Genomic DNA, 14,389 nt, shown 5'->3' with positions numbered 1-14,389 from the left:
CTGCGAAGGACAAAAACAACAACTTCGGCAACGCAATTGAGGAATAACAACAATGATTATCTACGGTGTAGCTCTGCTGGCTATTTGCACTCTTTCGGGGGTGATTCTCGGTGACATGCTCGGCGTTCTGCTGGGCGTAAAATCCAATGTGGGCGGTGTCGGTATCGCCATGATCCTGTTGATCTGCGCCCGCCTGTGGATGCAGAAAAACGGCGGCATGAGCAAGGACTGCGAAATGGGCGTCGGCTTCTGGGGCGCGATGTACATTCCGGTCGTGGTGGCCATGGCTGCTCAACAAAACGTGGTGACTGCACTCAAGGGCGGGCCTGTCGCCGTGCTGGCAGCCATCGGTTCGGTGGTGTTGTGTGCCTGCACCATTGCTTTGATCAGCCGTACCAACCGGGGTGAGCCGCTGCCCAAGGAAGAGCCGGACGTGATCCCGACTGCAACGCCTGTGGGAGGTCGCTGATATGTGGGATCTCATCGAGAAAGGTCTTGAACACAACGGCCTGATTACAGCCTTCGCCTTCGTCGGCGTGATCATGTGGATTTCGGTCATTCTGTCCAAGCGACTGACCTTTGGACGAGTGCATGGCTCGGCCATTGCGATTGTCATCGGCTTGATCCTGGCCTGGGTTGGCGGCACGTTGACCGGCGGGCAAAAGGGCCTGGCTGATATGGCGCTGTTCTCCGGGATCGGCCTGATGGGCGGTGCGATGCTGCGGGACTTCGCCATCGTTGCCACGGCGTTCGAGGTGCAGGCCACCGAGGCGCGCAAGGCCGGCATGATCGGCGCGGTTGCTCTGTTTCTAGGCACCATCCTGCCGTTCATTGTCGGGGCGAGCATTGCCTGGGTATTTGGTTATCGCGACGCAATCAGCATGACCACCATCGGCGCGGGTGCGGTCACCTACATCGTCGGCCCGGTGACAGGCGCTGCGCTTGGGGCGTCCTCGGACGTCATGGCCTTGTCCATCGCCACCGGTTTGATCAAGGCGATCCTGGTGATGGTTGGCACACCGATGGCTGCACGCTGGATGGGCCTGGACAACCCGCGCTCGGCGATGGTCTTCGGCGGACTGGCCGGAACCGTCAGCGGCGTGACCGCAGGCCTTGCTGCGACCGACCGGCGTCTGGTGCCTTATGGTGCACTGACCGCAACCTTCCACACCGGACTGGGTTGTTTGCTCGGGCCGTCACTGCTGTACTTCATCGTGCGAGCGATTGTGGGATAGGGCGTTGGAGCGGCAAGCTGCAAGCTTTAAGCTTCAAGTCAAAAGCTTGCAGCTTGCAGCTTGCAGCTCCGCCTCCGCGAATAAATTCGCTCCTACGCGATATTGGTCAGGCGGTTTGTATACATCCGGCATTCGGCAATCAGTGCCAGCAGGTTCGGGTCCCGTTCTCTGGATTTGAGAAACGCCAGGCCGATGTGCTGTTGCATGCGATAGCGCTCTTGCAGCGGGATCAACCGCACGCGGTTTTCATACACGGCTGCGATGCGGCCCGGCAGCAAGGCGTAACCCACGCCGGAACTGACCATGCTCAGCAGCGTGAAGATGTCGTTCACCTGCATCGCCACCTTGGGCTCGAACCCCGCCTGTTGAAATACCCGCACGCCATCACGATGGGTGGCGAAGCCTTGGGTCAGGGTAATGAAGGTCGATTCGTACAGGTCGCTCAGGTCCACTTCCTGGTGTTGGGAGAAGGGCGAGTCGGCCGGTACGGCGAGGAAGATATCGTCGGAGAAGAGCGGAAGGTGCTCGCAGTCCGGGTCATTGAGGCTTTCATCCAGCGAGACCAGCATCGCATCGACTTCCATGTTCTTGAGCTTGTAGAACAGGTCGATATTGGAGCCCAGAATCAAGTCGATATTCAGTTCGCTGCGGCGGATCTTCAGGCCCATGATGAGCTGCGGGATGGTCTTGACCGTCAGGGAGTACAGCGCGCCAAGCTTGAAACGTGCGGCCGAGAAGCCGGCCGCCTGGCGGGTCATTTCGACGGTGGTCAGCACGTCCTGAATCAGCTTCTGTGCGCGCTCTTCCAGCACGTAGGCGCTTTCCAGTGGCGTCAGGTTACGGCCTTCATGTTTGAACAGCGGGCAGCGCAGGGCGCTTTCCAGCGAATGAATGGCGCGATGCACGCTGACATTGCTGGTCTGCAATTCCGCCGCAGCCCGCGCCAGATTGCCTGTGCGCATGAAGGCCAGGAAGATTTCCAGTTTTTTCAGGGTTAGCTCGTCATCGATCTGCATGTCGTGGCGCTTGTTGTTGGTGTGCGTTGATTGTGCCTGACCCTGAAGACGATGACTGCTGCAAATATCTGCATTGCGCTTTACATCAATAACCGGGAGCCTCTACAACAGCTGTTTCGTGTAGTCAGAGGTAACGTGCGGATGTACTACGGAGAAAAATTCAACGCTTGGTCACATCTGGTCGGCGCGGTATTGGCGGCGGTCGGCGCCATCTGGTTACTGGTGATGGCGAGTCTGCACGGCGATATCTGGAAGGTTGTCAGCATGGCGATCTACGGGGTGTGCCTGGTGATTCTGTACAGCGTCTCGACGGTGTATCACAGCGTTCGCGGGCGGGCTAAGGCCATCATGCAGAAGGTCGATCATTTTTCGATCTATCTGATGATTGCGGGCAGCTACACGCCGTTCTGCCTGGTGACATTGCGCGGTCCGTGGGGCTGGAGTCTTTTCGGAGTCGTCTGGGGGCTGGCGTTGATCGGCATCCTGCAGGAAATAAAACCACGTTCAGAAGCCCGGATCATGTCCATCGTTATCTATGCCGTGATGGGCTGGATCGTGCTGGTGGCGGTCAAGCCATTGCTGGCTGCGCTGGGGCTGGCGGGCTTTATATGGCTTGCCGGTGGCGGAGTGCTGTACACCGTAGGCATCATCTTTTTCGTGTTTGACCATATTCGCCACTGGCACGGGATCTGGCACCTGTTCGTGATTGCCGGAAGCCTGATGCATTTCGTAGCGATCTGGTTCTACGTGCTGTAGGAGCGAATTCATTCGCGAAAGGTCGCGAATAAATTCGCCCCTACCGGATTTAAAAATCCCCCCACAGCTGCTGCGCTACGCTCAGCGCAACCACCGGCGCTGTCTCGGTGCGCAGCACGCGCGGGCCCAGGCGGGCGGCGTGGAAGCCTGCTTCCCTGGCCTGTTCGACTTCGGCGTCGTTCAAGCCGCCTTCAGGGCCGATCAGGAAGGCCAGGGTCGTCGGCTTTTCGTGGCTGGTCAGGGCTTCGGCGACCGGATGCAGGACCAGCTTGAGGTCTGCTTCGGTGCGTTTGAGCCAGTCGGCCAGAGGCATCGGTGGATGAATCACTGGCACCACGGAGCGGCCGCATTGTTCGCAGGCGCTGATTGCAATCTGTTGCCAGTGCGCCTGGCGCTTTTCAGCGCGTTCGTCCTTGAGGCGCACTTCGCAGCGTTCGCTGACAATCGGGGTTATTTCACTGACGCCCAGTTCTGTGGCTTTCTGGATGGCCCAGTCCATCCGCTCGCCACGCGACAGGCCCTGGCCCAGATGAATGCGCAGCGGCGATTCGATCTGCCCGGCAAGGCTTTCAACAAGCTGGACGCGCACGCGCTTCTTGCCGACTTCCACCAGTGTGCCGAGAAACTCCGTGCCCGAGCCATCGAACAGTTGCAGCGCATCGCCCTCGGCCATGCGCAGTACGCGACTGATGTAGTGTGCCTGGGCCTCGGGCAATTCGTGTTCGCCGAGGCTCAAGGTGGCGTCGATGAAGAAGCGGGACAGTCTCATGGTGGTTCTCTGGGTGATTGTTTTTTAACAAGTGCAGTGTGTGGCTTTCGGGGATGAATCCCCCCGTCATCAAACAAAACAGGAATTTCCGTAGGAGCGAATTCATTCGCGAAGGGCCGGTACATCCCATACAAATTCACTGCCTTGAATGACGTCTCGCGAATAAATTCGCTCCTACCGTTTAACGGGTTTTAACCGGGGTCACGAAAATCCGGATGGAAATTCTCGCGCACGGCCACGCTGATGCTGCTGCGGGTAGCGATGTCGATGCCTTCGCTGGCGACTTCGGCCAGGAAGTCGATCTGCTCGGGTGTGATCACGTACGGCGGCAGGAAGTACACCACGCTGCCCAGCGGCCTCAACAGCGCACCGCGCTCCAGAGCGTGCTGGAAAACCTGCAGGCCTCGGCGCTCCTGCCACGGGTAAGCGGTTTTGGTCGCTTTGTCCTGGACCATTTCGATGGCCAGTGCCATGCCGGTCTGGCGCACTTCGGCTACATGCGGGTGATCCACCAGATGCGCGGTGGCCGTGGCCATGCGTTGTGCCAGCGCCTTGTTGTTCTCGATGACATTGTCCTGCTCGAAGATATCGAGGGTCGCCAATGCTGCCGCACACGCCAGCGGGTTGCCGGTGTAGCTGTGGGAGTGCAGAAAGGCGCGAAGCGTCGGGTAGTCGTCGTAGAAGGCGTCGTACACTTCGTCTGTGGTCAGGCAGGCGGCCAGTGGCAGATAACCGCCGGTCAGGGCCTTGGACAGGCACAGGAAGTCCGGGCGGATGCCGGCCTGTTCACAGGCAAACATGCTGCCGGTACGGCCGAAGCCCACGGCGATTTCATCGTGAATCAGATGCACGCCATAACGATCACAGGCCTCGCGCAGCAGCTTGAGATAGATCGGGTGATACATGCGCATGCCGCCCGCGCCCTGAATCAACGGCTCGACGATCACGGCTGCAACGCTGTCGTGATGCTCGGCCAGAGTCTGTTCCATGGCCGCGAACATGTTGCGTGAGTGCTCTTCCCAGCTCATGCCTTGTGGCCGGTGGTAGCAGTCCGGGCTCGGCACTTTGATGGTGTCCATCAGCAGCGCTTTATAGGTTTCGGTGAACAACGGCACGTCGCCTACCGACATCGCGGCCATGGTTTCGCCGTGATAGCTGTTGGTCAGGGTCACGAAGCGTTTCTTGTCCGGCTGGCCGCGATTGAGCCAGTAGTGAAAGCTCATTTTCAGCGCGACTTCGATACAGGACGAGCCATTATCGGCGTAGAAGCAGCGTGTAAGGCCTTCGGGAGTAAGCTTGACCAGCCGCTCGGACAGCTCGATCACCGGTTGATGGCTGAAGCCTGCGAGAATCACATGCTCCAGTTGGTCGACCTGATCCTTGATCCGCTGGTTGATGCGGGGGTTGGCGTGGCCGAACACGTTGACCCACCAGGAACTGACGGCATCCAGATAACGCTTGCCTTCAAAGTCTTCCAGCCAGACGCCTTCGCCGCGTTTGATCGGAATCAGTGGCAGGTTTTCGTGATCTTTCATCTGCGTGCAGGGGTGCCACAGGACCTTGAGGTCGCGTTGCATCCACTGGTCATTCAGGCCCATTTGCAATCTCCGGGTAGCGGCTCGCATGACGCGAGGGCGAACAATCGCGCAAGCCTATGCAATGCCTGGCCGTGGGACAACCATTTGTATCGTATAGAACATCGCTGGCGGGCATTTTATGGCTGGCGTATGCTGCGCGCCTCTTCGTTGTTTTTAGCAATTTCCCCACGTTTTTCGGAGTTCACGGAATGCTTTCTGGGTGGCTGCGCGCGTGTGCGCTGGTAGTGATAGGGCTGGTCAGCGTTTCGACGCTTGCGAATGAAAAACAACGTACAGCCATTGTCGTCGGAGGCGGGCTGGCAGGCCTGACGGCGGCTTATGAGTTGCAGAACAAAGGCTGGCAGGTGACGCTGCTGGAGGCCAGGGCCAATATTGGCGGCCGTTCGGGGCTTGCCACCAGCGAGTGGATCGGCAATGCCAAGGCGCAGCCGGTTCTGAACCGTTATCTGGACAGCTTCAAGATCCAGAGCGTGCCGGCTCCTGAGTTTGTGCGGACGCCCGGTTATCTGATCGACGGTGTGCATTTCACCCAGGCCGATCTGGCGCTCAAGCAACCGGCAACCGCCGAGGCCATCAAGCGCTACGAGGAGACGCTGGACAACCTGGCGCGCTCCATCGAGAACCCTGAAAACCCGGCCGCCAACAGCACGCTGTTCGCTCTGGATCAGATCAACGTGTCCAACTGGCTGGATCGTCTGAACCTGCCTGCGACGGCGCGGCAGTTGATCAATCAGCAGATCCGTACTCGCTATGACGAGCCTTCGCGTCTGTCGCTGCTGTATTTTGCCCAGCAGTCGCGGGTTTACCGCGCAGTGGATGAGCGCGATCAGCGCGCTGCACGTCTGCCGGGTGGCAGCGTGGTGCTGGCCCAGGCTTTCGTCAAACAGCTCAAGACCATCAAGACCAGCTCTCCGGTATCGGCCATCGTGCAGGAAAAGGACGGCGTAACGGTCAAGGTCGGCGCAGTCGGTTACAGCGCCGACTACGTGGTGCTGGCCGTGCCTTTGCGCTCGCTGAGCAATATTCAGATGACGCCTGCGCTGGATGCCCAGCACATGGGCGCCCTCAAGGGCACCAACTATGGCTGGCGCGACCAGATCATGCTCAAGTTCAAGACGCCGGTCTGGGACAGCAAGGCGCGCATGTCGGGCGAGATCTTCAGCAATACCGGCCTGGGCATGCTGTGGATCGAGCCAGCACTCAAGGGCGGTGCCAATGTGGTGATCAACCTGTCTGGCGACAATGCCCGGATCATGCAGGCGTTTGGCGACAAGCAACTGGTCGATCAGGTACTGATCCGCTTGCACACGTTTTATCCACAGGCGCGTGGTGCCTACACCGGCTATGAAATCCGCCGTTACAGCGTCGATCCTTCGACAGGCGGTTCTTACCTGGCCTTTGGCCCCGGTCAGATCAGCAAGTACTGGCGTCTGTGGGAAAAGCCCGTGCAGCGTGTAGCTTTTGCGGGTGAACACACTGACGCTCTGTATCCCGGCACGCTGGAAGGCGCTCTGCGCAGCGGTCAGCGTGCAGCCAGTCAGGTACAGGATCTGGCGGCGGGCAAGTCGTTCGAGCCGGTAAAGGTGGTTCCGCCAGTGGCACCTGCTCCTGCGGTGCAGAAGTCAGAAGGTGGTTTTTTCAGCAATCTGTTCGGTGGTTCTTCCGACAAGGCTGCTGAAAAACCTGCCGAGAAGGCGGTCGAGAAAGCTCCCGAGCCAGCTCCAGCTCCGCTTCCGGCGCCTGTGCCTGTCGCTCCGGTGGTTGCGCCGGTGGCCGAACCTGCCAAGGCCCCTGCGAAAGTCGAGCCTGCCAAGAAGGCTCCGGCCAAGGCTGAACCTGCCAGGAAAGCACCTGCCAAGGAAGCTGTGAAAAAAGAGCCTGTGAAAAAAGAGGCCGCCAAGAAAGAGGCTGTGAAGGAAAAGGCACCTGCCAAACCGGCCACGGCTCCGAAAGCACCGGCTAAAACCGAAGCAGCACCGGCTGACGTCAAGAACTGACCCAGCCATCGCTGACAGGAAGGGCGCGGATAAACACCGCGCCCTTTTTTTATGCGCGGTGAATTCGTTCTTTATCAACCTGTGCAGAGGAACTTTCGTAATAGTGCCGTTCATCGCCATCGAAATGCCGACGGTCATGGCACAGTGTTACTGAGTGTGATTTATCGAGATGCTGCGTCAGCGGAACAGCCTGCGGTCGTCGAAAAGGACCCAGGTGGAAAATCGAAAGGTAGAGGGTAGAAAAATATTCATCGTATTTTTCGATAGTTCAGAGCGAAATTTTGCGCTTTCATTCGATAGATAAAAAGCTAGTCTGGTAACACTTATTACAGGGTATTTGCGATGCAGTTACGTAATTCATCCTCTCGCTACGGTCTGGTCGGCATGGTGCTGCATTGGGGTGTAGCGGTTGTGGTCTTCGGGTTGTTTGCGCTTGGGCTATGGATGGTGGGACTGGATTATTACGATACCTGGCGCAAGGCCGGGCCCGATCTGCACAAGAGCATCGGTATCACACTGTTTGCAGTGATGCTGTTCCGTGTGGTCTGGCGCCTGCTCAGCCCGCCGCCTCCACCATTGGCCAGCTACAGTAAGCTGACGCGCATTGGTGCTGCATTTGGTCACTTGTTTCTGTATGTCGTTCTGTTTGCTGTGATGTTCGCCGGTTACCTGATTTCCACCGCCGACGGCGTGGGGATTCCGGTTTTCGGTTTGTTCGAGGTGCCAGCGCTGGTCAGTGGCCTTCCCGAACAGGCGGAAACGGCGGGCTGGATTCATCTTTATCTGGCATGGCTCATCGTGGTTTTTGCGGGGTTCCATGGCCTGGCTGCACTGAAACACCACTTCATCGATCGCGATGTGACCCTCAAGCGTATGCTGGGTCGTAACTGATTGTTCAACCAAAACGGGAATAAAAGCATGTTGAAGAAGTCTCTCGCCGCTCTGGCTCTGGGTACCGCTCTGTTGTCTGCCGGTCAGGCGATGGCTGCTGATTACGTGATCGACAAGGAAGGCCAGCACGCTTTCATCGACTTCAAGATCAGCCACCTGGGCTACAGCTTCATCCACGGCACGTTCAAGGACTGGGACGGTACTTTCAGCTTCGACGCTGCCAAGCCTGAAGCCAGCAAGATCGCTGTCGAACTGAAAACCGCCAGCCTGTTCACCAACCATGCCGAGCGCGACAAGCACATCCTCAGCAAGGACTTCCTGGACGCTGGCAAATACCCTGAAGCCAAGTTCGTTTCCACCAGCGTCAAATCCACCGGCGCGAAAACCGCTGACGTCACTGGCGACCTGACCCTGCACGGCGTCACCAAGCCAATCGTGATCAAGGCTACCTTCAACGGCGAAGGCAAGGATCCATGGGGCGGCTACCGTGCCGGCTTCAACGGTACCAGCACTCTGAACCTGAACGACTTCGGCATCAAAGGCCCAGGTCCGACTTCTCAGACGCTGGACCTGGACATCACCCTCGAAGGTGTCCAGAAGAAGTAAGCGCTGTCTGATCGACGGAACGCCGACCTTGTGTCGGCGTTCCTGTTTTAGCCACATACAAAAACGCCCCGAACCAGTCGGGGCGTTTCTGTTTCAGCCATGCCGTCAGCTATCGCGGTTGCGAGTCAGCAGGGCCGGTTTTTCACCGCGTGGGCGGCTTGGCAACTGATCGAGCTGCTCGGCAGAAGGGAACCGGTCGATTTTCGATTCCTTGTGCACGATTTTCGGCTGCGGCTGCTGGCCTTCACGCTGGCTGCGAACTGCCGGTTCCTGACGAGGCTGATCGTCACGTGCCGGGCGGCGATTACGCGGCTGGCCGTCACGGGCACCGCCACTGCGCGGGCCGGAACCCGAGCCATTGCGTTTGGCGGGTGCGCCGCCGGTGCCGGCTCCGCTGCCTGAACTGCGTGGGTTGCCCGGGCGGCCTGAGCCTTGCGGACGTCCGGCGCCAGCAGGTGTTGCGCCCGGAGCGGCAGGCGCTCCAGGACGACGACCGCGACCCTGGTTCTTGCCTTGGTAAGGGCTTACATAGTCAGCGCGGTTACCGAAGTTATCCACTTCGTCATCCAGGAACTCGTCAGGTGCGCGATCGGACGATGGACGTGGCGGTTGCGACTGACGCTGTTCGCGTGGCGTGCCTTCGCGAGGTTTTCTTTCCCGCGGCTGGCGTGCCGGACGTTCGCCGGAAGCTGCGGCCGCAGGTTTTTCCTTGCCTTTGTCCTTGCCCTTGTCGCGACGGCCGCCGTTGTTGCTGCTCTTTTCGCCTTCACCGCGTGGAGCACGAGGCGCACGCGGATTCCGAACATCCGGACGCTCGCGAACTTCAGGCTTTTCGGCCTCGACGGCATTGATATCGAAGCCCATCAGATCGCCGTCAGGGATTTTCTGACGGGTCATGCGCTCGATGCTTTTGAGCAGCTTCTCTTCGTCCGGCGCGACCAGCGAGATCGCCTCGCCGGTACGGCCCGCACGGCCGGTACGACCGATACGGTGAACGTAGTCTTCATCGACGTTAGGCAGCTCGAAGTTGACCACGTGTGGCAACTGGTCGATATCCAGGCCGCGGGCGGCGATATCGGTGGCGACCATGATCCGCACTTCGCCTGCCTTGAAGTCGGCCAGGGCTTTGGTACGGGCATTCTGGCTCTTGTTGCCGTGGATCGCGACAGCGCTGAGGCCGTGCTTGTCCAGGTACTCGGCCAGACGGTTGGCGCCGTGCTTGGTGCGGGTGAAAACCAGCACCTGCTCCCACGCGCCCTGAGTGATCAGGTGCGCCAGCAGCGAGCGCTTGTGGTTGGCTGGCAGACGGAAAACCCGTTGCTCGATACGCTCGACCGTGGTGTTCGGTGGCGTGACTTCGATGCGCTCCGGGTTGTGCAGCAACTTGCCAGCCAGGGCGGTAATGTCGTTGGAGAACGTCGCCGAGAACAGCAGGTTCTGGCGCTTGGCAGGCAGGCGGGCAAGTACCTTTTTCACGTCATGGACGAAACCCATGTCGAGCATCCGGTCTGCTTCATCGAGCACCAGGATTTCAACGTGGGACAGGTCGACGCTGCCTTGGCCGGCCAGGTCGAGCAGGCGGCCAGGGCAGGCCACCAGCACGTCCACGCCACGGGCCATGGCCTGGACCTGCGGGTTCATGCCGACGCCGCCGAAGATGCAGGCGCTGACGAACTTCAGATCGCGGGCATAGATCTTGAAGCTGTCGTGGACCTGGGCAGCCAGCTCGCGGGTTGGGGTCAGGACCAGAACGCGGGGTTGGCGCGGGCCGTGACGCTGGGATTTGTCCGGATGACCGTTGGGAAACAACCGCTCCAGAATCGGGAGGGCGAAGCCACCGGTTTTACCAGTACCTGTCTGTGCCGCAACCATGAGGTCGCGACCTTGCAACACGGCGGGGATGGCCCGCTGTTGCACCGGAGTAGGCTGGGTATAGCCCGCTGCCTCGATAGCGCGGACTAAAGCCTCGGAGAGACCGAGGGAAGCAAAGGACATGAGTAATCCTGTTCTGTTGGAGCTTGAGCTCAAGGGATAGTCTGCCTGGCGCGAATGACGTTCAGGTCTCGTAGAAGCGGCCAATCGCTTGATTGCCGGCCTTGTGTACAGAGACTGAGAAGACGCGATCCCGTCCGGTCCTGCAGGGTCTTTGATTCATCTCGTGTCATCGGCGCGGGTTGGAAATGCGCTGTTTTCGTGATCGAGATGGCTTCTGCAAGACCGAGCGTCCGGGCGTAAGCCTGGCGGGAAGGCTGGAGTATAACAGAGCAAACGCGCTGCGCTGCTTTCATGCTGCCCAACGGTTTTTGCTGCAGGATCTTTCGGACATCGATTGCCGAAAGACCCTGCCTGGAGAATACCCTGTCAGCGTGGCAGCTTCAGGTTGTTCCAGATGGCCAGGCTTGGTTCTGCCTGGTTGAGCGTGTAGAAGTGCAGACCCGGTGCGCCGCCTTCGAGCAGGCGCTCGCACATTTCGGTGATGACTTGCTCACCGAAGGCCTGGATGCTCTGGATATCGTCACCATAGGCTTCCAGCTGTTTGCGGACCCAGCGCGGGATTTCCGCACCACAGGCATCCGAGAAACGGGCCAGTTTGCTGTAGTTGGTGATAGGCATGATGCCCGGCACGATCGGCAGGTTCACACCCTTCTTCTGTACGCGCTCCAGAAAGTGGAAATAGCTGTCGGCGTTGAAGAAGTACTGGGTGATTGCGCTGTCGGCACCGGCCTTGGCCTTGTGGACGAAGTTTTTCACGTCGTCGTCGAAGTTGTGGGCCTGGGGATGCATCTCCGGGTACGCCGCTACTTCAATGTGGAAGTGACTGCCGGTTTCTTCACGAATGAAGGACACCAGGTCACTGGCGTAACGAAGTTCACCGCTGGCCATGCCCATGCCGGATGGCAGGTCACCGCGCAAGGCGACGATACGCTTGATGCCGGCAGCCTTGTACTGGGCCAGCAGTTCACGCAATTGGGCTTTGCTGTCGCCAACGCACGACAGGTGAGGTGCAGCAGGGATTCTGACTTCGTTTTCCAGCTGCAGCACGGTGTTGATCGTGCGGTCACGGGTGGAGCCACCGGCACCATAGGTGCAGGAGAAGAAATCCGGGTTGTAGCTGGCCAACTGACGCGCAACGGTCAGCAGCTTTTCATGCCCAGCGTCGGTCTTGGTCGGGAAGAACTCGAAGCTGAAACGGCGGTCTTGGGACATGGTGGAGGGAGCCTCCAGCGGCAAGCTTCAAGCTCCAAGCTGCAAGAGGGCTGTGCGCCTGTCTCAAGAGTCTGGAGCTTACAGCTCACGGCTGCATGAATAGCGATAAAAGGAGCAGGCTTCAGGCCCGGGCAGCAAGCAAACGGAATGCTTTTACTTGCTGCCTGTGGCTTGCAGCTTGCCGCTACTTAGTAACGATATGCGTGTGGCTTGAACGGACCTTCGACGGTCACGCCGATGTAGTCGGCCTGGGTCCTGGTCAGTTTGGTCACGACGCCGCCGAAGCCGCGGACCATTTCCAGGGCCACTTCTTCGTCGAGTTTCTTCGGCAGTACTTCAACGGTCAGGCGCTCTGCTTTCTGGGCTGGCGACAGGTCGGCGTACTTCTGGCCGAACAGGAAGATCTGTGCCAGAACCTGGTTGGCGAACGAGCCGTCCATGATGCGGCTTGGGTGGCCTGTGGCGTTGCCCAGGTTAACCAGACGGCCTTCGGCCAGCAGGATCAGGTAGTCATCGTTCTGTGGATCGAAAGTGCCAGCGCCGGTGCGGTGGATCTTGTGAACCTGTGGCTTCACTTCTTCCCATGCCCAGTTCTTGCGCATGAAAGCAGTGTCGATTTCGTTGTCGAAGTGACCGATGTTGCAGACCACAGCGCGCTTTTTCAGCGCCTTGAGCATGTTCGCGTCGCAGACGTTGACGTTGCCGGTGGTGGTCACGATCAGGTCGATCTTGCCCAGCAGAGCCTTGTCGATGCTGGCTTCGGTGCCGTCGTTTTCGCCGTCGATGAACGGGGAAACCACTTCGAAACCGTCCATGCAGGCTTGCATGGCGCAGATCGGATCGACTTCGGTGACCTTGACGATCATGCCTTCCTGACGCAGCGACTGGGCCGAACCCTTGCCCACGTCACCGTAACCGATGACCAGCGCCTGCTTGCCGGACAGCAGGTGGTCGGTGCCGCGCTTGATGGCGTCGTTCAGGCTGTGACGGCAGCCGTACTTGTTGTCGTTCTTGCTCTTGGTGACCGAGTCGTTGACGTTGATGGCCGGGATTTTCAGTTCGCCCTTGGCCAGCATGTCCAGCAGGCGGTGCACGCCAGTGGTGGTTTCTTCGGTCACGCCATGGATGCGATCCAGCATCTGTGGGTATTTCTTGTGCAGGATCTCGGTCAGGTCGCCGCCGTCGTCGAGGATCATGTTGGCGTCCCATGGCTGGCCATCTTTCAGGATGGTCTGCTCGATGCACCACTCGTATTCTTCTTCGGTTTCGCCTTTCCAGGCGAAGACAGGAATGCCGGCAGCGGCGATTGCGGCAGCGGCCTGATCCTGGGTGGAGAAAATGTTGCACGACGACCAGCGAACTTCAGCGCCCAGTGCGACCAGTGTTTCGATCAGCACGGCAGTCTGGATGGTCATGTGGATGCAGCCGAGGATCTTGGCGCCCTTGAGCGGTTGCTCACCGGCGTACTTGCGGCGCAGACCCATCAGGGCAGGCATTTCGGATTCGGCGATGATGGTTTCGCGACGGCCCCAGGCTGCCAGGGAAATATCGGCTACCTTGAAATCGTTGAATTCTGCAGGCGTGATTACAGCACTCATTGAGAGTCTCCATTCCATAAAAATGCGAATGGGCGCCGTTGTGCGTTTAAGGCTTGACCAGTGGACCGGTCAAACAACGCCCCATCCGAGCCTGACAGGGAAAACCTGCTGCAGCGCCCCTCGGACAGGTGGCGGGAACGGTATCAAGCGAAGATGACCGTTTTGAAACGGGTGGCAGTATAGCTGTGCTGGCGATTCTTCCCAAGGTTTTCTATCAGTGAAATCCCAGGCTTCGGGTTTTTAGGTATGCTGCCATGATGACAGGCATCCATTGGCAGTCGCTCAGGAGTGAATATGAATTTCCACACCCGCAAGTGGGTCAAGCCCGAAGACCTCAACCCCAACGGTACGTTATTCGGCGGTAGCCTGTTGCGCTGGATCGATGAAGAGGCTGCAATCTATGCCATCGTCCAGTTGGGCAATCAGCGTGTAGTGACCAAGTACATTTCTGAAATCAACTTTGTCAGCGCTTCGCGCCAGGGCGACATCATTGAATTGGGGATTACCGCCACCGAGTTCGGGCGGACGTCGATTACCCTGACGTGCGAGGTGCGTAACAAGATCACCCGCAAGAGCATTCTGACGGTAGAGAAGATGGTGTTCGTCAATCTGGGCGACGATGGATTGCCTGCGCCCCATGGCCGTACTGAAATCCGCTATATCAAGGACCAGTTCGACATAGCAGAAGAGTAATAAGGAAGCGTCCTGCCTCAAAC

13 protein-coding genes and 1 riboswitch are annotated in these 14,389 nt (G+C 58.9%); of the genes, 7 read left to right on the top strand and 6 right to left on the bottom strand.

Annotated features, from left to right (window positions below):
* The first annotated feature begins 52 nt into the window (after nt 1-52).
* Nucleotides 53-469 carry a malonate transporter subunit MadL gene (gene madL / locus ACODS3_RS05370; protein WP_201005168.1) on the top strand — a complete coding sequence of 139 codons (417 nt, stop codon included), beginning with the start codon at nt 53-55 and terminating at the stop codon, nt 467-469.
* A 1-nt stretch (nt 470) separates the two neighbouring features.
* Complete coding sequence (gene madM, locus ACODS3_RS05365; protein WP_201005167.1) at nt 471-1,235, top strand: malonate transporter subunit MadM; 765 nt, start codon at nt 471-473, stop codon at nt 1,233-1,235.
* A gap of 92 nt (nt 1,236-1,327) precedes the next feature.
* On the opposite strand, the gene ACODS3_RS05360 is transcribed toward madM, so the two are convergent.
* Complete coding sequence (locus ACODS3_RS05360; RefSeq protein ID WP_489033607.1) at nt 1,328-2,251, bottom strand: LysR family transcriptional regulator; 924 nt, start codon at nt 2,249-2,251, stop codon at nt 1,328-1,330.
* A 141-nt stretch (nt 2,252-2,392) separates the two neighbouring features.
* Here ACODS3_RS05360 and trhA point away from each other — a divergent pair, with 141 nt between their 5' ends.
* The gene (trhA, locus tag ACODS3_RS05355) at nt 2,393-3,007 is read left to right on the top strand and encodes a PAQR family membrane homeostasis protein TrhA (RefSeq protein ID WP_201005200.1); all 615 of its coding nucleotides are present in this window, start codon (nt 2,393-2,395) and stop codon (nt 3,005-3,007) included.
* A gap of 49 nt (nt 3,008-3,056) precedes the next feature.
* Here trhA and ACODS3_RS05350 read toward each other — a convergent pair whose 3' ends face one another.
* Entirely contained in the window at nt 3,057-3,776 is a 720-nt protein-coding gene (locus tag ACODS3_RS05350) for a 16S rRNA (uracil(1498)-N(3))-methyltransferase (protein ID WP_489033605.1), read from the bottom strand.
* 191 nt (nt 3,777-3,967) lie between these two features.
* Nucleotides 3,968-5,374, bottom strand: coding sequence for an adenosylmethionine--8-amino-7-oxononanoate transaminase (locus ACODS3_RS05345; protein ID WP_304574737.1), 1,407 nt, complete (start codon nt 5,372-5,374; stop codon nt 3,968-3,970).
* 188 nt (nt 5,375-5,562) lie between these two features.
* On the opposite strand from ACODS3_RS05345, the gene ACODS3_RS05340 reads away from it, so the two are divergent.
* From ACODS3_RS05340 to ACODS3_RS05330, 3 genes are all read left to right on the top strand, one after another.
* On the top strand, nt 5,563-7,371 hold the full coding sequence (locus tag ACODS3_RS05340) for a flavin monoamine oxidase family protein (RefSeq protein ID WP_489033603.1): 1,809 nt from the start codon (nt 5,563-5,565) through the stop codon (nt 7,369-7,371).
* Between the two features lie 342 nt (nt 7,372-7,713).
* The gene (locus ACODS3_RS05335) at nt 7,714-8,262 is read left to right on the top strand and encodes a cytochrome b (RefSeq protein WP_201018855.1); all 549 of its coding nucleotides are present in this window, start codon (nt 7,714-7,716) and stop codon (nt 8,260-8,262) included.
* Between the two features lie 27 nt (nt 8,263-8,289).
* Complete coding sequence (locus ACODS3_RS05330; RefSeq protein WP_201018854.1) at nt 8,290-8,868, top strand: YceI family protein; 579 nt, start codon at nt 8,290-8,292, stop codon at nt 8,866-8,868.
* A gap of 105 nt (nt 8,869-8,973) precedes the next feature.
* Here the strand turns inward: ACODS3_RS05330 and rhlE2 are convergent, their stop codons facing one another.
* From rhlE2 to ahcY, 3 genes are all read right to left on the bottom strand, one after another.
* A complete protein-coding gene (rhlE2, locus tag ACODS3_RS05325; protein ID WP_489033600.1) occupies nt 8,974-10,863 on the bottom strand; it encodes an RNA helicase RhlE2 in 1,890 nt (629 codons plus the stop codon).
* 366 nt (nt 10,864-11,229) lie between these two features.
* A complete protein-coding gene (metF, locus tag ACODS3_RS05320; protein ID WP_201005151.1) occupies nt 11,230-12,075 on the bottom strand; it encodes a methylenetetrahydrofolate reductase [NAD(P)H] in 846 nt (281 codons plus the stop codon).
* A 188-nt stretch (nt 12,076-12,263) separates the two neighbouring features.
* Nucleotides 12,264-13,673, bottom strand: coding sequence for an adenosylhomocysteinase (gene ahcY, locus ACODS3_RS05315; protein ID WP_304574740.1), 1,410 nt, complete (start codon nt 13,671-13,673; stop codon nt 12,264-12,266).
* 23 nt (nt 13,674-13,696) lie between these two features.
* Nucleotides 13,697-13,801, bottom strand: a riboswitch (S-adenosyl-L-homocysteine riboswitch).
* 166 nt (nt 13,802-13,967) lie between these two features.
* Between ahcY and ACODS3_RS05310 the strand changes: the two genes are divergently transcribed.
* Nucleotides 13,968-14,366 carry an acyl-CoA thioesterase gene (locus ACODS3_RS05310; RefSeq protein WP_201005147.1) on the top strand — a complete coding sequence of 133 codons (399 nt, stop codon included), beginning with the start codon at nt 13,968-13,970 and terminating at the stop codon, nt 14,364-14,366.
* Nucleotides 14,367-14,389: the final 23 nt, after the last annotated feature.

This window comes from Pseudomonas sp. FG43, from assembly GCF_057809175.1.
Note: the sequence above shows the minus strand (reverse complement) of the source record. Positions and strands in the feature narration are given on the sequence as shown.

What these genes read in the sequence shown, in the direction of transcription:
- madL (WP_201005168.1), top strand. Translation starts at nt 53, where the DNA reads ATGATTATCTACGGTGTAGCTCTGCTGGCTATTTGCACTCTTTCGGGG.
- madM (WP_201005167.1), top strand. Translation starts at nt 471, where the DNA reads ATGTGGGATCTCATCGAGAAAGGTCTTGAACACAACGGCCTGATTACA.
- ACODS3_RS05360 (WP_489033607.1), bottom strand. Translation starts at nt 2,251, where the DNA reads ATGCAGATCGATGACGAGCTAACCCTGAAAAAACTGGAAATCTTCCTG.
- trhA (WP_201005200.1), top strand. Translation starts at nt 2,393, where the DNA reads ATGTACTACGGAGAAAAATTCAACGCTTGGTCACATCTGGTCGGCGCG.
- ACODS3_RS05350 (WP_489033605.1), bottom strand. Translation starts at nt 3,776, where the DNA reads ATGAGACTGTCCCGCTTCTTCATCGACGCCACCTTGAGCCTCGGCGAA.
- ACODS3_RS05345 (WP_304574737.1), bottom strand. Translation starts at nt 5,374, where the DNA reads ATGGGCCTGAATGACCAGTGGATGCAACGCGACCTCAAGGTCCTGTGG.
- ACODS3_RS05340 (WP_489033603.1), top strand. Translation starts at nt 5,563, where the DNA reads ATGCTTTCTGGGTGGCTGCGCGCGTGTGCGCTGGTAGTGATAGGGCTG.
- ACODS3_RS05335 (WP_201018855.1), top strand. Translation starts at nt 7,714, where the DNA reads ATGCAGTTACGTAATTCATCCTCTCGCTACGGTCTGGTCGGCATGGTG.
- ACODS3_RS05330 (WP_201018854.1), top strand. Translation starts at nt 8,290, where the DNA reads ATGTTGAAGAAGTCTCTCGCCGCTCTGGCTCTGGGTACCGCTCTGTTG.
- rhlE2 (WP_489033600.1), bottom strand. Translation starts at nt 10,863, where the DNA reads ATGTCCTTTGCTTCCCTCGGTCTCTCCGAGGCTTTAGTCCGCGCTATC.
- metF (WP_201005151.1), bottom strand. Translation starts at nt 12,075, where the DNA reads ATGTCCCAAGACCGCCGTTTCAGCTTCGAGTTCTTCCCGACCAAGACC.
- ahcY (WP_304574740.1), bottom strand. Translation starts at nt 13,673, where the DNA reads ATGAGTGCTGTAATCACGCCTGCAGAATTCAACGATTTCAAGGTAGCC.
- ACODS3_RS05310 (WP_201005147.1), top strand. Translation starts at nt 13,968, where the DNA reads ATGAATTTCCACACCCGCAAGTGGGTCAAGCCCGAAGACCTCAACCCC.